Annotated in this window: 25 protein-coding genes; 14 read left to right on the top strand and 11 right to left on the bottom strand. The window is 64.0% G+C overall.

Annotated elements, in window-relative coordinates:
• Positions 1 to 83 precede the first annotated feature (83 nt).
• The 5 genes from H6935_09100 to H6935_09080 all read left to right on the top strand — a co-directional run bounded on the left by H6935_09100 (position 84) and on the right by H6935_09080 (position 4,810).
• A complete protein-coding gene (locus H6935_09100; GenBank protein MCP5278505.1) occupies positions 84 to 932 on the top strand; it encodes a chemotaxis protein CheR in 849 nt (282 codons plus the stop codon).
• Positions 929 to 1,543 (top strand): chemoreceptor glutamine deamidase CheD, encoded by a 615-nt coding sequence (cheD, locus tag H6935_09095; GenBank protein ID MCP5278504.1) that lies wholly within the window; start codon positions 929 to 931, stop codon positions 1,541 to 1,543. Before H6935_09100 ends, cheD begins: the two co-directional genes overlap by 4 nt.
• Positions 1,544 to 1,601: 58 nt before the next feature.
• Entirely contained in the window at positions 1,602 to 2,651 is a 1,050-nt protein-coding gene (locus H6935_09090; protein ID MCP5278503.1) for a chemotaxis response regulator protein-glutamate methylesterase, read from the top strand.
• Positions 2,652 to 2,713: 62 nt separating this feature from the next.
• Positions 2,714 to 3,022, top strand: coding sequence for an STAS domain-containing protein (locus H6935_09085; GenBank protein MCP5278502.1), 309 nt, complete (start codon positions 2,714 to 2,716; stop codon positions 3,020 to 3,022).
• Between the two features lie 30 nt (positions 3,023 to 3,052).
• Positions 3,053 to 4,810: a fused response regulator/phosphatase gene (locus tag H6935_09080; GenBank protein ID MCP5278501.1), complete on the top strand. Its 1,758-nt coding sequence runs from the start codon at positions 3,053 to 3,055 to the stop codon at positions 4,808 to 4,810.
• A gap of 27 nt (positions 4,811 to 4,837) precedes the next feature.
• Here H6935_09080 and H6935_09075 read toward each other — a convergent pair whose 3' ends face one another.
• The 4 genes from H6935_09075 to H6935_09060 form a co-directional block, all read right to left on the bottom strand.
• Positions 4,838 to 6,049 (bottom strand): diguanylate cyclase, encoded by a 1,212-nt coding sequence (locus H6935_09075; protein ID MCP5278500.1) that lies wholly within the window; start codon positions 6,047 to 6,049, stop codon positions 4,838 to 4,840.
• A gap of 151 nt (positions 6,050 to 6,200) precedes the next feature.
• A complete protein-coding gene (gene ptsP / locus H6935_09070; protein ID MCP5278499.1) occupies positions 6,201 to 7,925 on the bottom strand; it encodes a phosphoenolpyruvate--protein phosphotransferase in 1,725 nt (574 codons plus the stop codon).
• A gap of 103 nt (positions 7,926 to 8,028) precedes the next feature.
• The gene (locus H6935_09065; protein ID MCP5278498.1) at positions 8,029 to 8,298 is read right to left on the bottom strand and encodes an HPr family phosphocarrier protein; all 270 of its coding nucleotides are present in this window, start codon (positions 8,296 to 8,298) and stop codon (positions 8,029 to 8,031) included.
• Complete coding sequence (locus tag H6935_09060; protein MCP5278497.1) at positions 8,291 to 8,698, bottom strand: PTS fructose transporter subunit IIA; 408 nt, start codon at positions 8,696 to 8,698, stop codon at positions 8,291 to 8,293. Before H6935_09060 ends, H6935_09065 begins: the two co-directional genes overlap by 8 nt.
• A gap of 132 nt (positions 8,699 to 8,830) precedes the next feature.
• Between H6935_09060 and H6935_09055 the strand changes: the two genes are divergently transcribed.
• Positions 8,831 to 12,640, top strand: a complete 3,810-nt coding sequence (locus H6935_09055; GenBank protein MCP5278496.1) for a DUF3683 domain-containing protein — start codon at positions 8,831 to 8,833, stop codon at positions 12,638 to 12,640.
• Positions 12,640 to 13,056, top strand: a complete 417-nt coding sequence (locus H6935_09050) for an HIT family protein (GenBank protein MCP5278495.1) — start codon at positions 12,640 to 12,642, stop codon at positions 13,054 to 13,056. Before H6935_09055 ends, H6935_09050 begins: the two co-directional genes overlap by 1 nt.
• A 7-nt stretch (positions 13,057 to 13,063) precedes the next feature.
• On the opposite strand, the gene phoR is transcribed toward H6935_09050, so the two are convergent.
• From phoR to H6935_09025, 5 genes are all read right to left on the bottom strand, one after another.
• Entirely contained in the window at positions 13,064 to 14,392 is a 1,329-nt protein-coding gene (gene phoR / locus H6935_09045) for a phosphate regulon sensor histidine kinase PhoR (GenBank protein ID MCP5278494.1), read from the bottom strand.
• Positions 14,393 to 14,424: 32 nt separating this feature from the next.
• Positions 14,425 to 15,126, bottom strand: a complete 702-nt coding sequence (gene phoB / locus H6935_09040; protein ID MCP5278493.1) for a phosphate regulon transcriptional regulator PhoB — start codon at positions 15,124 to 15,126, stop codon at positions 14,425 to 14,427.
• 143 nt (positions 15,127 to 15,269) lie between these two features.
• The gene (locus H6935_09035; GenBank protein ID MCP5278492.1) at positions 15,270 to 16,694 is read right to left on the bottom strand and encodes an ammonium transporter; all 1,425 of its coding nucleotides are present in this window, start codon (positions 16,692 to 16,694) and stop codon (positions 15,270 to 15,272) included.
• Positions 16,695 to 16,705: 11 nt separating this feature from the next.
• A complete protein-coding gene (gene glnK / locus H6935_09030) occupies positions 16,706 to 17,044 on the bottom strand; it encodes a P-II family nitrogen regulator (protein ID MCP5278491.1) in 339 nt (112 codons plus the stop codon).
• Positions 17,045 to 17,110: 66 nt separating this feature from the next.
• Positions 17,111 to 17,875, bottom strand: coding sequence for a hypothetical protein (locus tag H6935_09025; protein MCP5278490.1), 765 nt, complete (start codon positions 17,873 to 17,875; stop codon positions 17,111 to 17,113).
• Between the two features lie 246 nt (positions 17,876 to 18,121).
• Here H6935_09025 and H6935_09020 point away from each other — a divergent pair, with 246 nt between their 5' ends.
• From H6935_09020 to phoU, 5 genes are all read left to right on the top strand, one after another.
• Positions 18,122 to 18,364, top strand: a complete 243-nt coding sequence (locus H6935_09020) for an accessory factor UbiK family protein (protein ID MCP5278489.1) — start codon at positions 18,122 to 18,124, stop codon at positions 18,362 to 18,364.
• A gap of 10 nt (positions 18,365 to 18,374) precedes the next feature.
• Positions 18,375 to 18,614 carry a hypothetical protein gene (locus tag H6935_09015; GenBank protein ID MCP5278488.1) on the top strand — a complete coding sequence of 80 codons (240 nt, stop codon included), beginning with the start codon at positions 18,375 to 18,377 and terminating at the stop codon, positions 18,612 to 18,614.
• The gene (locus H6935_09010; GenBank protein MCP5278487.1) at positions 18,611 to 19,570 is read left to right on the top strand and encodes a Nudix family hydrolase; all 960 of its coding nucleotides are present in this window, start codon (positions 18,611 to 18,613) and stop codon (positions 19,568 to 19,570) included. The genes H6935_09015 and H6935_09010 overlap by 4 nt, the downstream gene beginning before the upstream one ends.
• Before the next feature lie 2 nt (positions 19,571 to 19,572).
• Positions 19,573 to 19,998 carry a hypothetical protein gene (locus H6935_09005; protein ID MCP5278486.1) on the top strand — a complete coding sequence of 142 codons (426 nt, stop codon included), beginning with the start codon at positions 19,573 to 19,575 and terminating at the stop codon, positions 19,996 to 19,998.
• 84 nt (positions 19,999 to 20,082) lie between these two features.
• Positions 20,083 to 20,781 (top strand): phosphate signaling complex protein PhoU, encoded by a 699-nt coding sequence (gene phoU / locus H6935_09000; GenBank protein MCP5278485.1) that lies wholly within the window; start codon positions 20,083 to 20,085, stop codon positions 20,779 to 20,781.
• Positions 20,782 to 20,847: 66 nt separating this feature from the next.
• Here the strand turns inward: phoU and H6935_08995 are convergent, their stop codons facing one another.
• Together H6935_08995 and H6935_08990 are read right to left on the bottom strand one after the other, a co-directional pair.
• Positions 20,848 to 21,297 (bottom strand): copper chaperone PCu(A)C, encoded by a 450-nt coding sequence (locus tag H6935_08995; GenBank protein MCP5278484.1) that lies wholly within the window; start codon positions 21,295 to 21,297, stop codon positions 20,848 to 20,850.
• A gap of 41 nt (positions 21,298 to 21,338) precedes the next feature.
• Complete coding sequence (locus tag H6935_08990) at positions 21,339 to 23,645, bottom strand: TonB-dependent receptor (protein MCP5278483.1); 2,307 nt, start codon at positions 23,643 to 23,645, stop codon at positions 21,339 to 21,341.
• Positions 23,646 to 23,900: 255 nt separating this feature from the next.
• Between H6935_08990 and H6935_08985 the strand changes: the two genes are divergently transcribed.
• Entirely contained in the window at positions 23,901 to 25,142 is a 1,242-nt protein-coding gene (locus H6935_08985) for a sensor histidine kinase (GenBank protein MCP5278482.1), read from the top strand.
• Positions 25,139 to 25,675 carry a response regulator transcription factor gene (locus H6935_08980; protein MCP5278481.1) on the top strand — a complete coding sequence of 179 codons (537 nt, stop codon included), beginning with the start codon at positions 25,139 to 25,141 and terminating at the stop codon, positions 25,673 to 25,675. Before H6935_08985 ends, H6935_08980 begins: the two co-directional genes overlap by 4 nt.
• Positions 25,676 to 25,723: the final 48 nt, after the last annotated feature.

Here is a 25,723-nt window from a genome sequence, read left to right as displayed (position 1 = left end):
CCAGCATGAAAAAGAGGCACAGGCCGTGGACATAGGCATGTCCACGGCCGCGCCGGCGCAACACCAAACAGGCGGATAACTACATGGCCGAAGCCCAGAGCAGGGAAAGGGAGTTCGAGTTTGCCAAGCGGGATTTCGAGGAAGTCCGCAAGATGATCTATGACCATGCCGGCATCGCCCTCTCCGATGCCAAGGAGGACATGGTTTACAGCCGCCTGGCCCGGCGCCTGCGGGCCACGGGCATCCGTTCCTTCCGCGAATACCTCGCCTTCCTGCGCGCCGGTCATGAGGAGGAGTGGGAGGCCTTCGTCAATTCCCTCACCACCAACCTGACGGACTTCTTTCGCGAGGCACATCACTTCCACATCCTCAAGGATTTCCTCAAGACCCGGAGAGACCGGCCCATCACCATCTGGTGTTCCGCTTCCAGCACGGGGGAAGAACCCTATTCCATCGCCATGACGGCGGTGGAGGCCCTGGGGGGGTTCCATGCGCCCGTGAAGGTCCTGGCATCGGACCTGGACACCAATGTGCTCAAGAAGGGACGGGAAGGCGTCTATCCCCTGGACCGCCTGAAAAAGCTGAGCGAGTCCCAGCAAAGGCAGTTCTTCCTGAAGGGCACCGGCGACAATGCGGGCATGGCCCGGGCCAAGCCGGAGCTGCGCACCATGGTGGACTATTTCCAGCTGAACCTGCTGGATGCCCGCTATCCCATACGGGATCCGCTGGACGCCATTTTCTGCCGCAACGTCATGATCTACTTCGACAAGCCCACTCAGTACACCATCCTCAAGCGCATGAAGCCCTTGCTGAAGCCGGATGGCCTGTTGTTCGTGGGCCATTCCGAGGCGCTGTACCACGCCACGGACTTGTTCCACCTGCGGGGACAGACCGTGTACGAGCATGCCGAGATGCGAGGGGGAGGCCAGTGAGTCAGCACGGATTCGAGGAAGTCCTCGCCCCCAACCACTATTTTGACCGCAATTTCGACATCGAGGCAGCCAAGATCCTGCCCGGTGAGTACTACGTCACCGGGCGGGAGATGCTGCTGGTGACGGTGCTCGGCTCCTGCGTGTCCGCCTGCATCCGGGATCCTCGCAGCGGCATCGGCGGCATGAACCATTTCATGCTGCCCGAGGGCGGCGGGGACGAGCACAACCCCCTGTCCACCTCGGCCCGCTATGGCGGTTATGCCATGGAGGTGCTCATCAACCAATTGGTGAAGCTGGGTGCCAACCGGGCCAGCCTGGAGGCCAAGGTGTTCGGCGGGGCGGCGGTGCTGCGCGGGTTCACCACGGTGAATGTGGGGCAGAAGAACAGCGAGTTCGTGCTGGAATATCTGCACAACGAACGCATCCGCGTGGTGGCCCAGGACCTGAAGGATCTGTATCCCCGCAAGGTCTATTATTGGCCCACCACTGGGCGGGTTCTGGTGCGCAAACTCAAGAGCGTGCACAACAACACCATCATCGAACGGGAAAAGGACTATGGACAGCGCTTGCAGTCCTCTTCCATCGCCGGAGACGTGGAACTGTTCACGTGACGGGAAAGAGTCGAGCGCCCTCCTGGGTCAGCCCGCATATGGTTGAAAAAGAAAGCCTATGGCAAAAATAAAGGTCCTCGTCATCGATGATTCCGCACTGATCCGCAGCGTCATGCGGGAAATCATCAACAGCCAGCCGGACATGGAGGTGGTGGGCCAGGCCCCCGACCCGCTTGTGGCCCGGGAACTCATCAAGCAGTTGAATCCCGACGTGCTGACGCTGGACGTGGAAATGCCCCGCATGAACGGGCTGGAGTTCCTGGAAAAGCTCATGCGCCTGCGTCCCACCCCGGTGGTCATGGTGTCCACTCTCACCGAGCTCGGTTCCGACGCGACCCTGAAAGCCCTGGAACTGGGCGCCGTGGACTTCATCTCCAAACCCAGGCTGGGGGTGCGGGAGTCCATGAACGAACTGGCGGCGGAGCTGGGTGACAAGATTCGTGCCGCGGCCAGGGCCCGCATACGTCGCCATGCGCTCAACACAACCCCGGTCGCCATGCCAAAGCCCCTGGCGGGCCATTTTCTAAGCACGACGGAAAAGATCATCTTCATCGGCTCTTCCACGGGGGGAACCGAGGCCCTGAAGGAGGTCCTGACGCGCATGCCGGCCAATTCCCCGGCGGTGCTCGTCACCCAGCACATGCCCGAAGCCTTCACCAAGTCCTTCGCCCAGCGTCTGAACAGCCTGTCGGCGCTGACGGTGAAGGAGGCGGAGCACAACGAACGGGTCGTGCCCGGCCACGCTTACATCGCGCCGGGCCATTCCCATCTGCTGGTGAAGAAGAGTGGCGCCTATTACTACACCGAGCTGTCCAGGGCCGAGCCCGTTAATCGCCACCGGCCGTCCGTGGACGTGCTGTTCAACAGTGCCGCCGATGTCGCCGGCCCCAACGCCGTGGGCGTGATGCTCACGGGCATGGGCAAGGACGGCGCCCAGGGCATGCTGGCCATGCGCCAGGCCGGCGCCTACAACATCGCCCAGGACGAGGCCTCCTGCGTGGTCTTCGGCATGCCCAAGGCGGCCATCGAGGTCGGCGCCGTGCACGAGGTGACTCCCCTCGCGGAAGTGGCGGGCCGGGTGCTGGGACGTCTTGCCGAACGTGGCTAGCAGGGGCTCAAGTTTCCGCCCGGGGAACCGATAAATGCCGTAACCAAGCACGGAGCCGGATAATGCAGATCGCCAGAACGGAGGATGTAGGCCGTCAGACCCTCAAGCTGAGTGGCCGTTTCGATTTCAATTCCCACCGGGACTTTCGCTCGGCCTATGAACAGGCCCTGGAATCCGGTAGTGCGAAGACGATCGTGGTGAACTTTGAAGGCGTGGACTATCTGGACAGTTCCGCCCTGGGCATGCTGCTGCTGCTCCGGGAGAAGGCGGAAGCAAGTGGCAAGCAGGTTGAACTGGCCGGCCTTCGGGGCACGGTCAAGCAGGTACTGGATGTGGCCAATTTCGGCAAGCTGTTCACCATCAGGGCCTGACGGGCGTTCCCTCCGCCCAGGAGTTCATTCGTGCCGGGCGACAGCCTGAAAATCCTTATCACCGACGACAATCCCATCAACGTCAAGCAGGTGGAGGCGGTGGTACGGCGACTCGGCCATGTGCCCCTGGTGGCGGCCGATGGCCGTGAAGCCATCGAGGTTTTCCGGCGGGAGTGTCCCGACCTGGCGTTCATGGACGTCATGATGCCCAACATGGACGGCATCGCCGCTGTCCGGGCCTTACGCGCGCTACCCAGCGAAAAATGGGTGCCCATCATCTTCTATTCTGCTCTGGACCGCATGGAGGACATCGTCCGCGGCCTGGAATCTGGCGCCGACGATTACCTGGTCAAGCCCGCCTCCTTGCAGTTGCTGCGGGCCAAGATCAACATCTACGCCAACCTGCTCAGGTTCCAGCGGGAAGCACGGGAGTATTCCAGGGAACTGGAGAACTGGCGCGACGATGCCGAGGAGCAGTCCCGTCTTGGCGCCCACGTGATGTCGCGGCTTACCGATGCGGAAGGCCTGCGGGATCCCATGTTGCAGTATTTCAATATTCCAGCGGAAACCTTCAGCGGCGACCTGCTGTGCGCGGCCAGGGCCCCGGGGGAGGTGATGAACGTGATGTTGGCGGATGCCGCCGGCCATGGCCTGCCGGCTGCCCTGACCGCCATGCCCCTCACCCAGGCTTTCTACAGCATGACGACCAAGGGTTTCCCTCTTTCCACCATCGCCGAGGAACTGAACGAGAAACTCAAGGCCATCCTGCCTGCGGACCGTTTCGTGGCGGCCACCCTGGCCTCGGTGGACGTGCGCAACCAGACCGTGGAGGTCTGGAACGGCGGCAACCCGGATGCGCTGTACGTGGACCGCAGCGGCGAGGTCCTGAATACCTGGGTTTCCCGGCATCCACCCCTGGGCATCCTGCCGTCGGGCCTGTTTTCAGGCATGACAGAGACCGTCGTGTTCAACGAGCCGGGAGACCTGGTGTTGTGCTCGGATGGCCTGGTGGAAGCGGAAACACCCCAAGGGGAATGGCTGGGACTGGAGGGAGTCACCAGGCTGGTGGGAGGGGCTGAGTCGGGGAAGGCGCGTGTCGAGCATCTGATCCGGGGATTGAAGGCGCATTTGCAGTCGGAATCCGGCCGGGACGATATTTCCTGCATGGTGCTCCACGTGCCCATCGAGCGCCGCCGCCAAATACGATTCGCCCCGCCCAGCATGGTGAGCCAGGCTTCCGTGCAGGATTGGCGCCTGGACATTTCCTACGCCTCCCAGGAATTGCGCTACATCGACGTGGTGCCGGCGGTGCTGGGCTTCGTCACGCAGATTACATTGCTCAAGCCCCATCAGGGCGCCCTGTTTCTGATCGTCTCCGAACTGTTCAACAACGCCCTGGACCATGGCGTGTTGGGCCTGGAGTCCGGCATGAAGGCGGAGGAGGGTGGCTTCGAGCGGTACCTGCAGTTACGCATGGATCGACTGGCGTCATTGCGGGAGGGCCATGTGAGCCTGGCCTTCCACCTGCATCAGGAGCACACCCAGGCCGTGCTCGACATCTTCGTGCAGGACAGTGGTCCGGGGTTCGATTACGGCACCCTGATCAACCAAATGGAGGGCGATGCGGCCCACATGGATCACGATCGCCCCAGTGGACGTGGCATCGGCCTGGTGCGCAGCCTGTGTTCCCAACTCGTCTATTCCGGTACCGGCAACAAGGTGTGGGCGCGCTACGTGCTGGGTGAACTGGCCTTGCCCGGACCCTTGTTGGAGGCCGATGCCGCCTGAGGGGCGGATGTTCGGCAGGCTCCCGTGTCAGGGGAACTGCCGGCCTGCCATCCCTACCCGGTTGCGGCCCCCATGCTTGGCCGCGTACAGGGTCTGGTCCGCCTGATTGATCAGTTCCTCGGCCTCGTCCCAGGCCGGGAAGGCGGCAATGCCGGCGGACAAGGTGGTGTGGAAGGTGCGCTCGCCGGCGATATGGACGATGGCCCCGAAGCTCATGCGTATGCTGTCCAGTACGCGAAAGGCGTCTTCCTCCCTGGTTTCCGGGAGGGCCACGGAGAATTCCTCTCCACCGTACCGGCCGATCACGTCCGCGCCCCTCAGTCGCTGCTTGAGCAGACGTGCCAGGCTCTTGATCACGCGGTCGCCGACAGGATGGCCGTAACCGTCGTTGACCTTCTTGAAGAAATCGATGTCGATGAGGGCCACGGACAAGGGCTTGTCCAGCCGCTTCATGCGCGCTACCTCGCCCCGCAGTCGCTCCTTGAAGCTGGTATGGTTGAGGAGGCCCGTGAGGCTGTCCCGCACCATGAGGGCGCGCAGGGCCCGGTAGCGGATGATGCGGCCCTTGACCGCCGAGATGAGGTGCTGGGGCTGGATGGGCTTCTGCAGGAATTCGTCTCCTCCCAGGCTCATTGCCTCCCGCTGGCGGGTGATGTCGCTCTCGGCCGACAGGAACACGATGGGGATGGAGAGGTAGGCGTCCTGCTGGCGGATGGCCTTGGCCAGTTCCTCGCCGCTGGCCCCGGGCATGTGCATGTCCAGGAGGATCAGTTCCGGCCTCATCTCGTCCAGGGTGTCCAGGGACTTGAGCGGGTCGGTCACCACCTGGCAGATGAAGCCGGCATCGGCAAGGGTGGCCGAATAGAAGGCCGCAGTGGAGGGAGAATCGTCCACGATGAGCACCTTGCCGGCCTCCGCCTGGGAGGGCGCGGTAATGCGTTCCAGGGTGTCCAGCAGGCTGGTCATGTCCAGGGGGCGGGTGAAAAATGCGTGCCACCCCATGCGCACGGCCATGAGCCGCCTGTCGATGCCGTGGTCGTTGGACAGGGCGGCAATGGGCACCTTCTCGCTCAAGGCCCGCAACGCAGTCTTCTCGCTGTCTGTAAGGCGGGTGGCGGCGTCACAGTCCAGCAGCACGCCCAGGTAGGCCGTATCCTGGTGAGACAGCAGGTCTTCAAGACGACCACATAGCTCCACCCTGTGGCCAAAGTAGCCGAGCTGCCTGGCGATTTCGGCCATGTCCGGTGCCGTGGCCGGCCAGAGGTATATCCGGCGCCCCTGGGGTTGGGGAGGTGAGAGGATATTCACGGCATGGACGTTTGCTTGAGGGGCATAAGCCCATATCGGCTGCCCCAGCCTATTACTTTAGTTCAGTTGGCCGAGGGGCCGTTCAGGCGTTGATGCGTTCCAGCAGTTCCTGTATGCGTTCCGGCCTGCCGGCCCGCAACAGGCGGCGGGCAATGGGACCCAGCTCGCCGATGTGGCTGCGCAGTACCTGCTGCTTGACGGACAGGATGTGGGCAGGGTGCATGGAGAAGCTGGTGAGGCCCAGGCCCAGCAGCAGCCGGGTCAGACGTGGATCGCCGGCCATTTCACCGCAGACCGACACGGGCTTGTTCAGCTTCCTGCCCACCGCCAGGGTGTGGAAGACCAGTTGCAACACAGCGGGGTGCAGCGGGTCGTAAAGATGGGCCACGGCGTCGTCCGTGCGGTCGATGGCCAGGGTGTACTGGATCAGATCGTTGGTGCCCAGGGACAGGAAATCCAGCTTGCGGGCGAACCATTCCGCCGCCAGGGCAGCGGCGGGCACCTCGATCATGCCGCCCATGGGGGTGTCGTCCCGGAATGGAATCTTCTCTTCCTTGAGCCCTTCCTTCGCCGCCTGGATGAGGGCCAGGGCCTGGTCCAGCTCCGTGAGGCTGGCCAGCATGGGCAGGAGGATCTTGAGGGGGCCGACATGGCTGGCCCGCAGCAGGGCCCGGATCTGGGTGACGAAGATGTGGGGCTCGGCCAGGCAGAGGCGGATGGCCCGCAGGCCAAGGGCGGGGTTGACGCTGGTGTCTTCCAGCCAGGCGGCGGACTTGTCCGCGCCGATGTCCAGGGTGCGGATGACCACGGACCGGCCGGCCATTTCCTGCACCACGTGGCGGTACGCCTCGAACTGCTCCTCTTCCGAGGGCAGGTCGTCCCGGTTCAGGTAGAGAAACTCGCTGCGGAACAGGCCGATGCCGCTCACGTTCTCCGCCAGGGCCAGGGTCACGTCGGCGGGCAGGTCGATGTTGGCCAGCAGTTCCACTTCCCTGCCGTCCAGGGTGGTGGAGGGAGAGGTCTTGAGGCGGCGCAGTTTCTTCTGTTCCAGGCGCCACTGGTTCCGCCGCAGGCGATATTCCTCCAGGATGGCCTGGTCCGGATCCACGATGACCACGCCGGCCACGCCGTCGACGATGAGCCAGTCCCCTTCCCGGACAAGGGCCCGGGCGTTGTGCAGGGCCATCACCGAGGGCAGGCTCAGGCTGCGGGCCAGGATGGCGGTGTGGGAGGTGGTGCCGCCCAGGTCGGTGATGAAGCCGGCGTAGTCGTGGCGCTTGAACAGCACCATGTCCGAAGGGGACAGGTCGTGAGCCACCAGGATGGTCTCGCCCTCGTCGGCGGGCTTCAAGGGGGCATGGCCCGGGTGGCCCATGAGGGCCTTGAGCACCTTCTCGGCCACCTGGCGCACGTCATGGCGGCGTTCCCGCAGGTACTCGTCCTCGATGGCCTCGAACTGGGCGATGAGTTCCTCGGTCTGCTGGGACAGGGCCCACTCGGCGTTGCAGCGCTCCACGCGCATGCGCCGCTTGGGAGCCTCCGACAGCATGGAATCCCCCAGGATCAGGATCTGCACATCCAGGAAAGCAGAGAGTTCGCTGGGCGCGCCCTCGGGGATATGGGCCTGGAGGTCGAGCAACTCCTGGCGCACCGCTTTGATCGCCTCGTCGAAGCGCTCGATTTCCGCCGCCACGTGCTCCAGGGCCAGGACGTAGTGGGGAGCCTCGAGGCGGTCGTGGGAATACAGCTGGGCCCGACCCAGGGCATAACCCCCGGAAACGCCGATGCCGTGGAGGGAAAAAGTCATGGGGCGGTGATGGGGGATGAGGGATGGGGAATGGGGCAAGGCGGCTGTCGTGGGTTTCCCGTGAATTTTCCCATCCCCCATTCCCCATCCCTCATCCCCATGATCATTCCCCTTCCCCGAACTTGTCGTTGATCAGGCCCACCAGGGCGGCCAGGGCGGCCTCTTCGTCCGGGCCGTGGGTTTCCACGTGGATCTGGGTACCTTTTGCTGCCGCCAGCATCATCACGCCCATGATGCTCTTGCCGTTTACCCGGCGGCCGTTGCGGGACAGCCAGACCTCGGATTCATACTGGCTGGCAGTCTGGGTCAGCTTGGCGGAAGCCCGGGCATGGAGACCGAGTTTGTTGGAGATTTCCACGTCCAGTTCAGGCATGGGTGGCTACCGGTTCCGATTGGATGTGGAAGATGCCGCCCTGACCACCTGTAACGGTCTTCTCCAGGAGGGCCGGCATGCCCTGGTCCCGGTAGGTGAGGGCCTTGAGCAGCATGGGCAGGTTGACACCGGCCACTGCTTCGACCTGGCCGGTGGTCACCAGCTTGCAGACGGTGTTGCAGGGGGTGGCACCATAGATATCGGTCAGTACCAGGACGCCCTCTCCCTGGTCCAGGTCGGCCAGCAGGGACCGGGCCTTGTCCAGCATGACGTTGGGATCCTCGCAGGCGGCGAGGTCCAGGTTTTCCAGGGCTTCCGGCCGCTTGCCCAGGACGTGGGCGGCACATTGGATGAGGCTTTCGCCCAGGTTGCCGTGGGCGATGATGAGGAGGCTGATCATGGCGCAACAGTTTGAAGGATCAGCGGATTTTACGCCCTGGCCCTACCGCGGAAATAGGCTCTTTAGGCCAAGGGGACGGGTAAAATCGGACGCCTGACTCATTTTGGCCACAACGTCCCCGTCCCCTGTCCCATGACTGCCGAGCGCATCCGAGAAATCCCCTACAACTACACCTCCTTCTCTGACCGGGAGATCGTCATCCGTCTACTGGGTCAGCAAGGCTGGCGCCTGGTGGAGGAACTGCGGGGGGAGCGCAAGACCGGGCGCTCCGCCCGCATGTTGTTCGAGGTGCTGGGGGACATCTGGGTGGTGACCCGCAATCCCTACCTGGAGGATGATCTGCTGGCCAACCCGGAACGCCAGCGCCTGCTGGTGGAGGCACTGCGTCACCGCCTGGCGGAGATCGAAAAACGGCGCCAGGGCAACGAGCGGGTGGGACGCTTGCTGGAGTTCGCCCACAAGGCGGTGGACGGTTTCGCCGCCGGGTTTCCCGCCACACGCCAGTTGCGTGCTGCCGTGGTGCAACGCCTGTCGCGCCACACCCGCAAGGACAACATCGCCTTCGACGGCCTTGCCCGGGTGAGCCACGTCACCGACGCCACGGACTGGCGGGTGGAATATCCCTTCGTGGTGCTGAACCCGGATCACGAGGACGAGATTCCGGGCCTCGTGGCCGGTTGCGTGGAACTGGGCCTGACGGTCATCCCCCGGGGAGGCGGCACCGGTTACACCGGCGGTGCCGTGCCCCTAACCCCCTTGTCCGCCATCATCAACACGGAAAAGCTGGACCAGCGCGGTGCCATCGAGGAAATGCTGCTGCCGGGGCATGAGGCACAAAATCGCGCGCCCACCCCCGTCATCACCTGCGGTGCCGGCGTGGTGACTCGCCGGGTCATGGAGGACGCAGAGGCCGCCGGCCTTGCCTTCGCCGTGGACCCCACCAGCGCCGATGCGTCCTGCATCGGCGGCAACGTGGCCATGAATGCGGGGGGCAAGAAGGCGGTGCTGTGGGGCACGGCGGTGGACAACCTGGTGTCCTGGAAGATGGTGACGCCGGACGCCGACTGGCTCACGGTGACGCGTCTGGACCACAACCTGGGCAAGATCCACGACGTGGACGTGGTGCGCTTCGAGATTGCCCGGGCCCAGGCCGACGGCAGCCCCAAGGGAAAGCCGGAAATCCTGGAGATCCCCGGCGCGGCCTTCCGCAAGCAGGGCCTGGGCAAGGACGTGACCGACAAGTTCCTGGCGGGCCTGCCGGGCATCCAGAAGGAAGGTTGCGACGGCCTCATCACCCAGGCCACTTTCGTGCTGCACCGCATGCCCCACCATGCGCGCACCGTGTGCCTGGAGTTCTTCGGCCAGGTGGCGGAGGCGGTGCCGGCCATCGTGGAGATCACCCGCCACTTCAACGCGGGGCAGCAAGAGGTGTTGCTGGCGGGTCTGGAACACCTGGACGCCCGCTACATCAAGGCCGTGGGCTACGCCACCAAGGCAGACCGGGTGGGCCGGCCCAACATGGTGCTGTTGGCGGACGTGGCCTCCAACGACCTGGCCGCCGTGGACCGGGCTGCTGCCTGGATCGTGGAGCGGGCCAGGGCAAGAGGGGGCGAGGGCTTCATCGCCGTCTCCGCCGAGGCGCGCAAGAAGTTCTGGCTGGACCGGGCCCGTACCGCCGCCATCGCCGCCCATACCAATGCCTTCAAGGTCAATGAGGATGTGGTCATTCCCCTGGACCGGCTGGCGGATTATTCCGACGGGGTGGAGCGCATCAACATCGAGCTGTCCATCCACAACAAGCTGGCCCTGCTGGCGGGATTGATCGCCTTCTTCCAGGGCGCGCTGCCCCTGGAGGAGGATGAGGAGTCCGTGGCCGATCCGGCCCTCACCGAGACCCGCCGGGCGCGGGCACTGGAGTTGCTGGCTGACGTGCACAGGCGCTGGCGCGGTTACCTGGATGCGCTGCTGTCCGACCAGCCCCAGCAGGCCACGGATGCCGAAGCCACCTTCCGCAGCCTGCAGAGCAAGTCAACCCGGGTGTCCTGGAAACGGGAGGTGCGGGCCGAGTTGCGCCAGATCTTCACCGGCCGGGAATACGAGCCCGTGCTGGCTGCCTGCGACGCCATCCACAAGCGTATTCTGAAGGGCCGGGTATTCGTGGCTCTGCACATGCACGCCGGCGATGGAAACGTGCACACCAACATCCCGGTGAACTCCGACGACTATGCCATGCTGCGGACGGCCAATGCCGCCGTGGCCCGCATCATGCACCTGGCGGAGGACCTGGGGGGCGTGATCTCCGGCGAGCACGGCATCGGCATCACCAAGCTGGAGTTCCTCTCCGACCAGACCTTGTCCGCCTTCGCCGCCTACAAGAACCGGGTGGACCCGGAGGGGCGCTTCAACAAGGGCAAGCTCCTGAAAGGGGCGGACCTGGCCAACGCCTACACGCCTTCCTTCAGCCTGCTTGAACTGGAGTCCCTGATCATGGAACAGTCGGAGATCGGGGCCATCGCCGACTCCATCAAGGACTGCCTGCGTTGCGGCAAGTGCAAGCCCGTGTGCAACACCCATGTGCCCCGGGCCAACCTGCTGTACTCGCCCCGCAACAAAATCCTGGCCACGTCCCTGCTCATCGAGGCCTTCCTGTACGAGGAGCAGACCCGGCGCGGCATCTCCCTGCGCCATTTCGACGAGTTCGACGACGTGGCCGACCACTGCACCGTATGCCACAAGTGCAAGAACCCTTGTCCCGTGGACATCGACTTCGGCGATGTCACGGTGGCCATGCGCAACTTCCTCAATGCCGCCGGCAAGAAGAAGGCGGCTCCCGCCACCAAATTGGCCCGGGCTTTCCTGGATACCACGGACGCGGACGCCATCCACATCTTGCGCAAGGGGGCCATCCAGCTGGGCTACCTGGGGCAGAGGATGGGGGCCATGGTGATGCGCCAAGTGCCCATGGTGAAGGAGGCCATGCAGCATCCCCCCGCCAGCGTGGGCAAGCCGGACGCCAAGACCCAGGTCATCCACTTCTTCAACCGCAAGCTGCCTGACAGCCGCATGCTGCCCGCCAAGACGGCTAGGCAGCTCCTGAACCTGAATGACCCCAAGGTGGTGCCCGTGCTGCGGGATCCGGCCAAGGTCAATGAGGACTCCGACGCCGTGTTCTACTTCCCGGGCTGTGGGTCCGAGCGCCTGTTCTCCCAGGTGGGCCTGGCCACACTGGCCTGGCTATACGAGCTCGGCGCCCAGACGGTATTGCCGCCCACCTACCTGTGCTGCGGCTATCCCCAGATCGCCACCGGCGACCGGGCCAAGGGGGAGTCCATCACCATGCAGAACCGGGTGCTGTTCCACCGGGTGGCCAACACCCTCAACTACCTGGACATCAAGACCGTGCTGGTGTCCTGCGGCACCTGCCTGGACCAGTTGGAGGAATACCAGTTCGACAAGATATTCCCCGGCTGCCGGGTCATGGATATCCACGAGTACCTGAACGAGAAAGGCGTGAAGCTGGAAGGGGTGCCGGGAGTCAAATACCTGTACCACGACCCCTGCCACACGCCCCTGAAGCAACAGAACCCCATGACGACCGTGAAGGCCCTGGTTGGCAGCGATACCCGTCTGGCGGAACGCTGCTGCGGCGAGGCCGGCACATTCGCCGCCAGTCGGCCGGACATCGCCAGCCAGGTACGCATGCGCAAATCAGAGGAGCTGGACAAGGGCGCCGAGGCCCAGCGCGAGGCCGGTGCGGGGCAGGTGAAAGTGCTCACCACCTGCCCGTCCTGCCTCCAGGGCCTCAACCGCTACACCGAGGACAACGGCGTGGCGGCGGACTACATCGTGGTGGAACTGGCCAAGGCCCGCCTGGGGAACGACTGGTTGCAGGAATTCGTCCGGCGCGCCAACGGCGGCGGCATCGAGCGGGTGTTGCTGTAATGGCCTGCCCCCTGTGCGACAGCGATGGTGGCGAGGTGCTTTGGCAGGATGACTTCTGCCGCGTGGTCTGGGTGGAGGATGCTCACTATCCGGGATTCTGCCGGGTCATCCTCAACCGCCATGTGAGTGAGATGAGCGACTTGCATTCCTCCGATCGGCTGCGCCTCATGGAGACGGTGTTCACGGTGGAGGTTGCCGTGCGGGAAACCGTGCGACCGGACAAGATCAACCTCGCCAGTCTGGGCAATGTGGTGCCCCACGTGCATTGGCATGTGATTCCCCGATGGACCGAGGACGTGAACTTCCCGGATGCCATCTGGGCGCCACCGCGGCGGGAGGGGGGGATCGCCAACCCCATGGCCAGCCGAGACATACAGGCCCGCCTGGCGGACAGGCTTGCTGCCCTGCTGGGCTGAAACTGGGTCATGACTCCAGGGTTTGTGCGGCAAGATTGGTAGACGCCGGGATCAGCCGGTCCGGGGGAAAGGCGGCGGTGAAGGTGCTGCCCTTGCCCACGGTGCTGTCGACGCGCAGCCGCGCCTGGTGCCTTTGCAGGATGTGCTTGACGATGGCCAGGCCCAGGCCCGTGCCCCCCGTGGCCCGGGAGCGGCCCCTATCCACGCGGTAGAACCGTTCCGTCAGGCGGGGGATGTGCTGGGCCTCGATGCCTTCGCCCGTATCCGTGACCGAGAACAGTCCTGAGCCCCGGGGCCCGATGTGCCACTTCAGGGCGATATGGCCGCCGGCGGGGGTGTAGCGCACGGCATTGGAGACCAGGTTGGCCAAGGCGCTATACAGTTCCTGGGGACTGGCCAGAAGACGCAGGTTTGAGTCGATGTGTACCTGGATATCGTGCTTGCCCTGGCTCATGGTACGGGCCTCGTCCGCCAGTCGGTGGGTGAGGGCGGCGATGTCCACGGCCTCCTCCTTGCTTTCCGGTTCCGTTTCCAGTTTTGCCAGGGTGAGCAGATCGTCCACCAGGCTGCGGATGCGGTCGCTCTGTTCCCGCATGAGGGGAATGTGCTTCTTGAACTCGGTCGGGTCCGGGTTTTCCATCTCGTCGAAGACTTCCAGGAAGCCGACGATGACGGTGATGGGGGTACGCAGCTCGTGGGAGACATTGGCCACGAAATCCCGGCGCATGGCTTCCACCCTTGCCAGTTCCGAAATATCCCGGGCCAGCAGCATCTTCTGGTCCTTGGGCAGGGGCACCAGCTGAAGTTCCAGGGTTTTCTGGGGCTTCACGGGGGATTCCATCTGCAGTGTGCGGGAGAAATCCTCCTCCTGGAGCCAGCCGATGAAACGGGACTGGCGCAGCAGGTAGGGCACGAACTGGCCCACGTCTCGCAGAGGGGAGAGGCCCAGCAGCCGCTCGGCGGCGTCGTTGAGCCAGAGGATGCGACTCTCCCGGTCCAGGATCACCACGCCATCCGGCAGGTTGCGGGTGGCTTCCAGCATGCGTTCCAGCTCGGCCACTGCCTTTTGCTGGTCTCCCTGACCGGCTCGCAGCAGTTTCTCCAGACGGTAGAGCACGTCGCCCCACACCCCGTCGCCCACCATGGGGCGCTGACCGGGTACACCCAGCCAGCTGTTCAGCTTGCTGAGCTGGCGCAGGTGATAGATCAGATAGGCCAAGAGGCCCATGGAGAAGAGGCCCCAGCCGGTGCCCGGCGGGCTCTTCACGGAAAGGGCGAGTGCCAGGGCGCCCAAGCCGACCACGGTCAGAAACGGGCGCCACCAGAATGACAGCATGGAGGCTTCAGTAAGTGGACGGTGTGTCCATTCTACTTGGAGCCGGTCTCCGTGGCGGAAAGTCTGTAACCGGCCCCCCGCACGGTTTGGATCAGGCGATCATGGTCCGTGGGTTCCAGGGCGGATCGCAGTCGGCGGATGTGCACGTCCACTGTCCGTTCTTCCACGAACACATGGTCGCCCCACACCTGGTCCAGCAGTTGGGAGCGGGAATAGACACGCTCCGGGTGGGTCATGAGGAAGTGAAGCAGGCGAAATTCCGTTGGGCCCATGTCCAGGGCCTGCCCGTCCCCGATGACTCTATGGGCGGCGGGGTCCAGGCGCAGGCCGGCGATGTCCACCACGTCCTCGGTCATCTGGGGGGCGCGACGGCGTAGCACGGCCTTGATGCGGGCGTTGAGTTCAGCCGGGCTGAAGGGTTTGGTGAGGTAGTCGTCGGCACCGGTGTCCAGGCCCATGACCTTGTCCCGCTCCTCGGTGCGGGCGGTAAGCATGATGATGGGGACGGTCTTCAGCCGGGCATCGTCCCGGACGCGCCGGGCCAGTTCGATGCCGGAGATGCCAGGCAGCATCCAGTCCAGCAGGATCAGGTCGGGCAGGATCCCCTTCAGCAGGCCCAGGGCCTCCTCGCCGCTCGCGGCCACCGAGACGTGATGGCCGTGGTGCCCCAGGTTGAACTTGAGAACCTCCTGAATGCCCGGTTCGTCCTCCACTACCAGTATGTTCGCGGCCATGGCAGGCTCCAATAAGAACTGATGGGATGTTATGACGGTTTGGTGACGTTTTAATGACAGCCGCGCCGGGAGGCGCAAATGAAAAAAGGCGCCAGGGGACGCCTTTTGCAGGGCCGGCGGGCTAGCCCGCCGGGGTGCTGAGATTACTCCACGCGCTCGCCGTGGAGGGCGATGTCCAGACCTTCCCGCTCCTGCTCCTCGGTGACGCGCAGGCCCATGACCAGGTCCACCACCTTGAGGATGATGTAGGTCATGACGGCGGTGAAGACGATGGTGATCACCGTGCCTTCCAGCTGGGTCATGAACTGGCCCATGCTGCCGGCGGTGCCGCCGATGGCTTCCACCGCGAAGAAGCCGGTGAGCAGGGCGCCCACGATGCCGCCGATACCGTGTACACCGAAGGCGTCCAGGGAATCGTCATACTTCAGCATGCGCTTCAGAGAAGTGGCGCCCCAGAAGCAGGCTACGCCAGCCACCAGACCGATGATCAGGGCGCCCGTGGGATCCACGAAACCGGAGGCGGGGGTGATGGCCACCAGGCCGGCCACGGCACCGGAGGCGATGCCCAGGGCGCTGGGTTTGCCCTTACCGATCCATTCCGCGAACATCCAGGACAGGGCAGCGGCGGCAGTGGCGATCTGGGTCACAGCCATGGCCATGCCCGCACGGCCGTCAGCAGCCACGGCGGAACCGGCGTTGAAGCCGAACCAGCCCACCCACAGCATGGCCGTGCCGATCAGGGTCAGGGTCAGGTTGTGAGGCATGAGAGCATCCTTGCCGTAGCCGATGCGGGGGCCCAGCACGATGGCTGCCACCAGACCGGCCACGCCAGCGTTGATGTGCACCACGGTACCGCCGGCGAAGTCCAGCACGCCCATGTCCCAGAAGAATCCGCCGTCACCAGCCCAGACCATGTGGGTCATGGGGGCGTACACCAGCAGGGACCACAGGGCGGTGAACACCAGCATGGAGGAGAACTTCATGCGATCGGCGTAGGCGCCAGCGATCAGGGCCGGGGTGATGATGGCGAAGGTCATCTGGAAGGTCATGAAGACGGATTCCGGTATGGTGCCCGTGAGGCTGTCCAGGCCCATGCCCGCCAGGAAGGCCTTGTCCAGGCCGCCGATGAAGGAGGCCAGGTTGGTTACCCCCTTCTCCATGCCGGCGGTGCTGAAGGCCAGGCTGTAGCCGACGATCATCCACAGCACGGAGATCATGGCGGTGATGGCGAAGCTCTGCATCATGGTTGCCAGGACGTTCTTCTTGCGCACCATGCCGCCGTAGAACAGGGCCAGACCAGGGATGGTCATGAACAGCACCAGGGCAGTGGAGATGAGCATCCAAGCGGTGTTGCCGCTGTCAGCCTTGGGCGCTTCTTCCACAGCAGGCGCTTCCTCGGCTGGAGCGGCCTCCGCCGGCATGGCTTCGGCCGGCATGCCCGCGGCTTCCATTGCGGGTGCCGCACCTTCCATGACTGCGGGAGCCGCAGGCACGGGGTCTTCAGCCCAGGACACGCCGCCGAAGGCCAGCGAACCCACCAACATGAGACTTGTGATGAGGCGTTTCATGTTCATTCTCCTTAGATGGCCGATTCGCCGGCTTCGCCGGTGCGAATGCGCACGACCTGTTCCAGGTCCCAAACAAAAATCTTCCCGTCGCCGATCTTGCCGGTCTGGGCAGCCTTGGAAATGGCCTCGATGGCCTGGTCAAGCAGATCGCTGCGAATGGCCACTTCGATCTTCACCTTGGGCAGGAAGTCCACGACATATTCAGCGCCACGGTACAGTTCGGTGTGGCCCTTTTGGCGACCGAAACCCTTGACCTCGGTGACGGTGATGCCGGATACCCCCATGCCGGAAAGGGCCTCGCGGACCTCGTCCAGCTTGAAGGGCTTGATGATGGCGGTAACGAATTTCATGTTGTCTCCAATCAAGACAAGGAAAAGGGTGGAGCGACGTGGGAGCCGCTCCGGATCGTCAGCGAATTACAGAGCCTTGGAGATCCACACGATGAAGGTGTCCTCGCCCAGGTTCATGGCGTTAGGTGCCGCTTGGTTCCACGTGGGACCGGCGTCGGTGTCGGTGTATCCAACGCCAACGGTCATGCCGGAGGTCTTGCTGCTGAGCTTGCCCAGATCGTAGGTGACGCTGAGCTTCCAGTCGTCGTAATCCGCGCCACTGTTGTTCTCGAAGGAGAACGTGCCCCAGTGGGCGCCCAGGGTCAGGCCGGTATCGCCCAGGGGCAGGCTGGCGGAAACGTCAACGTAGTCGGAGCCGTCGGCATTGCCGAAACCGAAGACACCTTCGCTGATGTAATAGGAATACTTGAGGGTGAACCATTTCCATCCCAGGGCACCATAAACCTCGGTGGTATCTGCGGCGGTGACGGCTCCCCTGTAGCCGGGGTACATGTAGCGGATGCCACCCACGTCAAAGGTAACGGCGTCAGCAATGTTGCCGCGATAACCGCCGTAAAGGTCGATTTCCATGTTGCCGTTGTTGTAACCCTGGAAATCCTCGAGCCAGCCCACGTTGGAAGCCCAGGTGCCCAGGTAGAAGCCGCTGCTGTGTGTGTAGTCCAGACCGCCCTGGATGGCGGGATCACCACCCGTCTGGGTGATGCCGCGGAAGACGTAATCGGACGTAAGGGTGACGTTGCCGGACAATGTATGGGGGCTGTCCTCCGCGGCAGCCACCAGGGGCGCACCAACCAGACCAGCCAGAAGCATCAGATGGGTGAAGATTTTCATGAAGTTCTCCATTGCAGTAATGGTGCGGTATTGCACGCTGCTCAAATAGCACGTGCTGTGCCAAAAATTATTCCTATAATAAACAGATAGTTATGTAGAAAATGCTGGAATGGTGCGGTCTTTTGCATGATCTTGGTGCATGCGGTGGGGTGCGGTGCACCGTAATGGTTCCTTCAACCTGAACAGGGATCGAATGGGTTGTCCCCGCTTTGGTAAACTGCTTCGTCAATCTGAAAGGAGCCCAAGATGCTCAAGCAAAAGCTCGTGGCGGAAATGGCCGGCAAGGTCTCGGAGGTGTTGGCCGTGAGTCCGGCCCGGGACATGGAGAAGAACCTCAAGGCCTCCCTCTCCGCCTGGATGTCCAGGCTGGATCTGGTGACCCGTGAGGAATTCGACGTGCAGGCCCAGGTGCTGGCGCGTACCCGGGAAAAGCTCGCGGAGCTTGAAGCCCGGCTGACCAGTCTCGAAAAGGTGTCTGGCGCGGATTGACGGGCCAGGCATGAACCCAGGCAAGAAGACCGGCATCGCCGTTTTGTTCGCCATGCTGGCCCAGGGCGTCGTGGCGGTGGCCGCCGTGGACCCCAGCGACCGGCACCAGAATTCGCTGATGCTGGGGGGCGCGGACAACGTGCGCGACATCACCGCCGGTGGCAACACGCCATCTCCCAAGGCCCTGACGCTCATCCCCATCCCCTCCGGGGAAGCGGGTAAGGACAGCGCCGGAAAAGACTGCCGTTGAGCACGTCCCCTGGCATCGTGGAGGTGTCGGCCGCCGTGATCGAGCGGCCCGACGGCGCCTTCCTGATGGCGCGCCGTCCCGAAGGCAAGCCCTATGCAGGCTGGTGGGAGTTCCCGGGCGGGAAGGTAGAGCCGGGGGAGACCCCCCGTCATGCCCTGGATCGGGAACTGGCGGAGGAACTGGGCATCCGGGTGACCCAGGCCTGGCCCTGGCTCAACCGCGCCTTCGTCTATCCCCATGCCCACGTCATGCTGCGCTTCTTCCGGGTGACCGCCTGGGAAGGGGAACCCCATCCCCACGAGGGCCAGGTGCTGGCCTGGACCCATGCGGCGCGGCCGGAAGTGGAACCCATCCTGCCCGCCAACGGGCCCATCCTGAAAGGCCTGCGCCTGCCCCTGGAGTACGCCATTTCCGCCCTGTCCGACCTGGGCCGGGAGACTTTTCTGGAGCGACTGGAACAGCGACTGTCCCAAGGCCTGAGGTTCGTCCAGCTGCGGGAGAAATCCCTGTCCCGGGAGGACCTTGCCCTGCTCGCGCGGGAGGTGGCCGCCCTGTGCCGCAGGCATGGCGCGCTGCTGGCCTTGAACGGGGATGCCGCCCTGGCCGAAGTCCTGGGCGTGGGGCTCCATCTTCCTTCAGCCCAGCTCATGACCCTGGACCACCGTCCCGCACTGGAATGGGTGGGCGCGTCCTGCCACGGTCCGGGGGAACTGGCCCGGGCCGCCGAGCTGGGGCTGGACTGGGTGGTGCTGGGGCCAGTCCAGGCCACCTCCAGCCACCCTGGTGCCCAGCCACTGGGATGGCAGATCCTGGCTGAGTGGATCCGTGATTACCCCCTGCCCGTATTCGCGCTGGGAGGGCTCGTTCAGGAAGACCTGGCAACGGCAAGGCAACTGGGAGCCCACGGCCTGGCACTGCGCGGTGGCGCCTGGCTGCCTGATATGAAGAACGAGTGAACATGAAAACAAAACTCTGGCGACTGTTTCCCCTGCTGCTCCTGGTCCTGGTGGGGCTGGTGGTCTGGCAGGGTCATTCCCCACAAGGCGATGGCCGGCTGCACGTCATGAAGTGCCCCGATGTGCACAAGGGCTGCCGCATGGACCTGTCAGGCGCCAGCGTGGCGGTGTCCATGGTGGGGGAATTGAAGCCGCTTCAGGCCTTCCTGGTCCGGGTGGAAGCCCCCCATGCTGACAAGGTGGAAGCCCGTTTCACCATGGAGGGCATGGACATGGGATTCAATCTCTACACCCTGCGGGCCGATAAGGATGGTGTGTTTGAATCCAGCATCACCTTGCCCGTCTGTGTCACCGGGCGCCGGGACTGGATCATGGAACTCTCCCTTGACGGGGAACGCTTGGCGGTGCCTTTTGTCACCGACTTGTAATACATCGGTGGCCCGGCACCCCTATAATCGATTGAACCTGGTGGGGGTTCCCGCCGGAGTGGCGGTCAATATGAAGGATGAGAGATGAGCGAACATATCTATAAACAGTTCGATACCGACATGGAAGCCGTGCGGGCGCGCGTGCTGGAAATGGGCGGACTGGTGGAGGAGCAGGTCAACAAGGCGGTGGATGCCCTGATCACGGGCAACGCGGTCATGGCGGAAGAGGTCATTGCCAACGACCACCGGGTCAACGCCCTGGAAGTGGCCGTGGACGAGGCCTGCACCAACATCATCGCCCGTCGCCAGCCCACCGCCGGCGACCTGCGCATGATCCTCACCATCATCAAGACCATCACCGACCTGGAGCGCATCGGCGACGAGGCCTCCAAGATCGCCCGCTACGCGGTGAAAGTGTACGAGGCCGACCGCATGGTCACGCCCCGCTACAACGAGATCAAGTACATGTCCGGGCTGGCCATCAAGATGCTGCGGGAGTCCCTGGACGCCTTCGCCCGCCTGGACGTGTCCGGCGCGGCCAACGTGGCGCGCCAGGACATGGAGGTGGACGAGGAATTCCACCTCATCACCCGCCACCTCATCACCTTCATGATGGAAGACCCCCGCACCATCTCCACCTTCATCGACCTGCTGTTCGTGGTGAAGGCCATCGAGCGGATCGGCGACCATGCCAAGAACATGTCCGAGTACGTGGTGTTCATGGTGAAGGGCAAGGACGTGCGCCACACCACCATCGAGGAACTGGAACGGGAAATCCAGTAAGTCCGGTTTCTCCCAACAAAAAAGCCGGCTGAACTCGCCGGCTTTTTTGTTTCTGGGTGTGCTGTTTCAGTGGTGATGGGCCATGCCCCCGGCACGCATGGCCTGGGCTTCCACCTGCAACTGCTGCTCCTTGCCGGCGGCATTCTTCACGGTCAGGGTGACGGGCACCTTGTCGCCCTCCCTGATCCGCTGCTTCAGGTCGATGAACATGATGTGCAGCCCGCCGGGCTTCAGGCTCACCGTCTTGCCCTTGGGCAGAGCGATCTCCGGAATCTGGCGCATCTCCATCACCCCGCCATCCATCTTCATCATGTGCAGTTCCAGGGTGCTGGAAGCCGGGCTGCTGCCACCCACCAGTTTCATGTCCGCGTCGGCGGTCAGGTCCAGGAAGCCGCCGGCCACCTTCTGGCCGGGGGCCGTGGCCCGCACCCAGGCGTTGTCCACCTTGACGTTGTCCGCCAAGGCACTGGCCGAAAGGGTAAGGCCCAGCAGGGCAAGGATCAGTGTGCGTTGCATGGAAGTTCCTTTCTTGTGTCCAGGGGCCCAGGATACGCCCCTCAGAATTTCACGTTCAGGCCCGCGTAAACGGAGCGTCCTGGTCCGGGTACCGGGGTGCCCCATTGGGGCTGGTTGGGCGCGGGCGGAATGGTCATGGTCGTACCCTGGCCCACGTAGGCGCCACCCAGGGGCATATAGTAGAAACGGTCGAACAGGTTCTCGATGCCGAAGTCCACGTTCCAGTCCTTGCGTTCATAACGGCTACGCAGGTGGACGAGACCATATCCCGGGGTTTGCATTTCGTTGCGGACACTGGAGACATCATCCTTGCGGGCCACAAACTCGCCTTCCAGGGTGTTGCGCCAGGGGCCCATGCTTTGCGTCAGGGCCAGCTTTGCGTTGAGGGGCATGACGTTGTAAAGGTTATCGCCCGTATCGCGGTTTTCCCCCTTTGTGAAGTTCACCACGCCCTTCACGTTCAGGTCGCCGAAACCGGTGCCGGTCACCAAGATCGTGTGGGCAGAAAGGTCCACGCCATACAGCCGCGCGGACTGGTTGAAGTACTTGAGCACGGTGAAGTTGTTGGCTACGGGAACGGCGCGGGGGGCGTTGGTGGCAGGATCCCACTGCACCGCGTCGATGTAGTCCCGAACATGGGTGTAGTAGGGCGTAACCTTGACACCCCAGCGCTCCTTGCCCGCATCGTGCCAGTCCGCGCTCAGACTCAGGGTATGGGCTACTTCGGGCTTGAGGTCCAGATTGCCCACATAGCCGTTGCCATCGCCGACGAAGTTGTTCATCAGCGCTGCCATCTGCCAGGTGGACCAGGTATAGCGTTCATAGAGGTTGGGCGAACGGGTTTTTTGCGCAAGGCCAACTTCATAGGTTCGCGTGGCGTCCGGTACATACCGGGCCAGCCAACTGAGATCCCAGTTGTGGTCAGTCCTGTCATGGCTCAGCGCGTTGAAGGCGTTGGCGTCCCGCATCTGGAAATGGAACATGGGGGCCATGCCATTTGTGGTGGAGTCGTAGCCCTGCACGTTGCCCGCATCCATCTTCACGGTTTCATGACGCAGGCCCAGCAGGCTGGTCCAGGCAGGGGTCAGGCGGGCTTCCCATTCGCCGAAAACCGCATAGCGGTCACGCTGGCCGTCGCTGATGTTCCAGAAGGTGTTGGGCCACATGCCGGCCCCGGACGGGGTCCACCAGTCGTCCAGGCTGTAAGCCTGGTATTCGGCGCCGATGCGAAGGATGTCGCCCTGTTTTAGCCGGATGTCGGCGCCGATGTTGAGGCCGGTGTTCTTGCCATCGGTATACATGGGCATGCCCGCGGCGCACAAAGGACCAATGCCGCCGGCGGAACAGTCTATGCCATTGCCCCCGGGCGGATTGCTGCCGCCGGAGGCAGCGCCATACCAGTAACGCTTGTCGGCGCCGAAATCCATCTCATGTTCCGTGTGTTCGTAGTACGCACGGGCCTTAAGCGTTCCCCAATCCTGCTGGCCCGTATAGGCCAGGTTGAACTGATCGCTGACGTTGTCCGTCATGTCCATGCGTTGGTTGGGATAGTTCTCGTAGGGGATGTGCTGGCGGCCGTATTTGAAGGAAACCAGGTGGTCGTTATTCCTCCAGGCCAGGGACATGGACTGGTTGGTGGCCTCGTAGGCGGTGGAGCCCACTTCGTCAAGATCCAGCGTATGCCCGGAACGCCCGGTGAAAGTGTATGTCTTGAAATCATCGCCGGCCTTGTAATTCTCTGACTTGGCGTAGGCTCCGGTGTAATTGATGCTGGCGTATTCGTTGGCCAGTGTGGCCTTGAGGTTGGCCCCATAGGCATTGCCGTTGCTGCGATAGAACGCACCAGCTTCGCCCTGGATCACCTTTCCCTGGCCTGGTTGGGCAAATTCCGGCGGTGCCGATGCCACGACGATGCTGCCGCCGATGCTGTCGCCCCCCACGCTGACGGGGCTGATGCCTGCATAGATATGGGCCTCCTGCACCGCGCTAGGGTCGATATAAGACAACGGCGAGTTCATGTGGTTGGGACAGGCGGCAATGAGATCCATGCCATCTACCTTGATACGCAGTCGGTCGTCGGCCAGGCCGTGCATGACTGGCAGGCTGGAAACCCCGCCAGCACCGAAGGCGCTGACGCCTGGTACCTCCCGCAGCAGGCTCGCCGTATCGCTGGTGGAGGCCCGCTGGGGGGACATCTGCTGTGCTCCAAGACTGACTGCGCCAAGGTTGTCTGGACGAACGCGAGTGGCCGTGACGATGATTTCGTCCAGGGTAGTTGGAGTGGCGGAAAAAGCGGGGGAGACGGATGGGGGGAGGGCCAGGAACAGGGCCAGGGGCTTGAGTTTCATCTTTTCCGATGTGGCTGTCGTAAATCCTGGCCATGTTAGGAAAGCCCGGTACCCGCGTGAATGCGACAAATTGCCGCACTGATCATGAACCTTGGAGAAAAAACGGCCCGCGAACGCGGGCCGAGAATACGTTTGACCTGACAGCAGCCTGTGAAAAACGTATGGAAGCAGCTGCATCTTAGTTGGTGATGCCGGTCCGGAACATGCGACATGATGTCGCAGGGCACGGGACGGTCCCTGGATACAATTGCCGCCATGGGCTTCCGATTCATTCAGACATCTTCCCGTCCCGGCATGGCAGGCCGGGAGCGCCCCCCCGCCGAGGCCCTGGTCCTGTTGCTGGGGGGGCGCGGCGCCCTGATCCTGGGGGAGGCGCTGTTGCTGGCTCTGGCGGTGATACTGGTGGGTGCGCGCCTGCCCTGGTGGCCCCTGCTGGCCTTGATGGCCCTGCACCTGGCATTGCTGGCCTGGGGTTTCGGCCTGCGCCGCCTGGGGCTAACCTTCCCGGAGGCAGCCCTGCAACTGGGTACGGACGCTGCCCTGTTGGGGGGGCTGGTGTATTTCACCGGCGGATACGCCAATCCCTTCATTTCCCTGCTGCTGGTGCCCCTGATCCTCGGAGCCGTGGTGTTGCCGCCCCGCCTGGCCTGGGCCCTGGCCGCCTGGGTGGGGCTCATGTATACCCTGCTCATGGGCTATTACCAGCCCCTGGCCCTGCAGGTTTCTCCGGAAGCAGCAGTGCATCTGCACCTCCAGGGCATGTGGGTCAATTTCCTGCTTACCGCCGTGCTGGTGGCGGCCTTCACCGGCGCACTGGCGGCAGCCCTGCGGCGTCGAGACAGGGACCTGGCCCGGGCCCGGGAGCAGCGCCTGCGGGATGAACAGCTTTTCTCCCTGGGCCTCCAGGCCGCCGCCGCCGCCCACGACCTGGCCACGCCCCTGGCCTCGGTTCGCCTGACCCTGGACGACCTGCGCCAGGACTTTGCCGGGGACGAGGACCTGTCCCCGCCCCTGGAGCTGATGGCGGGCCAATTGCAGCGGGTGGAGGCGGTGCTGGCCCGCCTGGGCCGGGCCGCACGCTCCCGGGAGAACGTGGCGGGGCCCGCCATGCCGGCCAGGCAGTGGCTGGGGCGCGCCCTGGAGCGGTGGGGCCTGCTCCATCCCCACGCCAGCGTCGCAATGGACGTGGATGCGGAGCTGCCCGCCGTCGAAGACGATCCCGTGCTGGAAGCCGTGCTGATGACCCTGCTCAACAATGCGGAAGAGGCCTCCCCGGGAAGCGTGGCCGTGGCCGCCAGGGTGGAGGGCGGCTACCTGCGGGTGGAAGTGGCGGATGCGGGTACCGGCCTGGGGGGCAAGCCCGCGGGATGGGGGGTGGGCCTGGAACTGGCCAAGGCAGCCCTGGCCCGCCTGGGTGGGAGACTGGAACTGTTGGACCGGGGGGAGGGCGGCGTGCTGGCCCGTGCCGACCTGCCCCTGGCGGGGACCGGGCCATGACAGGGGGGTGGCGCATCCTGGTGGTGGACGACGATCCGGTCTATGCCCAGGCCCTGGCGGGCTCCCTGCGCCGCCGCGGCCATGGCGTGGAAATCGCGGCGGACGCGGTTTCTGCCCAGGCCGTCGTGGCTGGGATGCGCCTGGATGCCGTGATCCTGGACCTGCGCCTGGCAACGGAATCGGGCCTGCAACTCATCGCCCCCATGAAGGCCGCCAGTCCAGAACTGCGTATCCTGCTGCTGACGGGCTATGCCAGCATCGCCACAGCGGTGGAGGCCATCAAGCTGGGGGCCACCCATTACCTGGCCAAGCCGGCGGGGGTGGAGGAAATCCTCGCCGCCCTGGGGCGGGAGGAGGGCGATGCGGAGACGGAACTGCCGGAAGCCCCCCTGTCCGTGGACCGGCTGGAGTGGGAACACATCCACAAGGTGCTGGCGGAACACGACGGCAACCTGTCCGCCACGGCCCGGGCCCTGAAGATGCACCGCCGCACCCTCCAGCGCAAGCTGGCCAAGCGGCCCGTCAAGGAATAGATACAGGTTCAAGGGGCTAGGGCGGCACTGCGCGCCTGCAAGGAAAAA

The sequence above is a fragment of the Thiobacillus sp. genome (assembly GCA_024235835.1).
GTDB lineage: Bacteria > Pseudomonadota > Gammaproteobacteria > Burkholderiales > Thiobacillaceae > PFJX01.
Note: the sequence above shows the minus strand (reverse complement) of the source record. Positions and strands in the feature narration are given on the sequence as shown.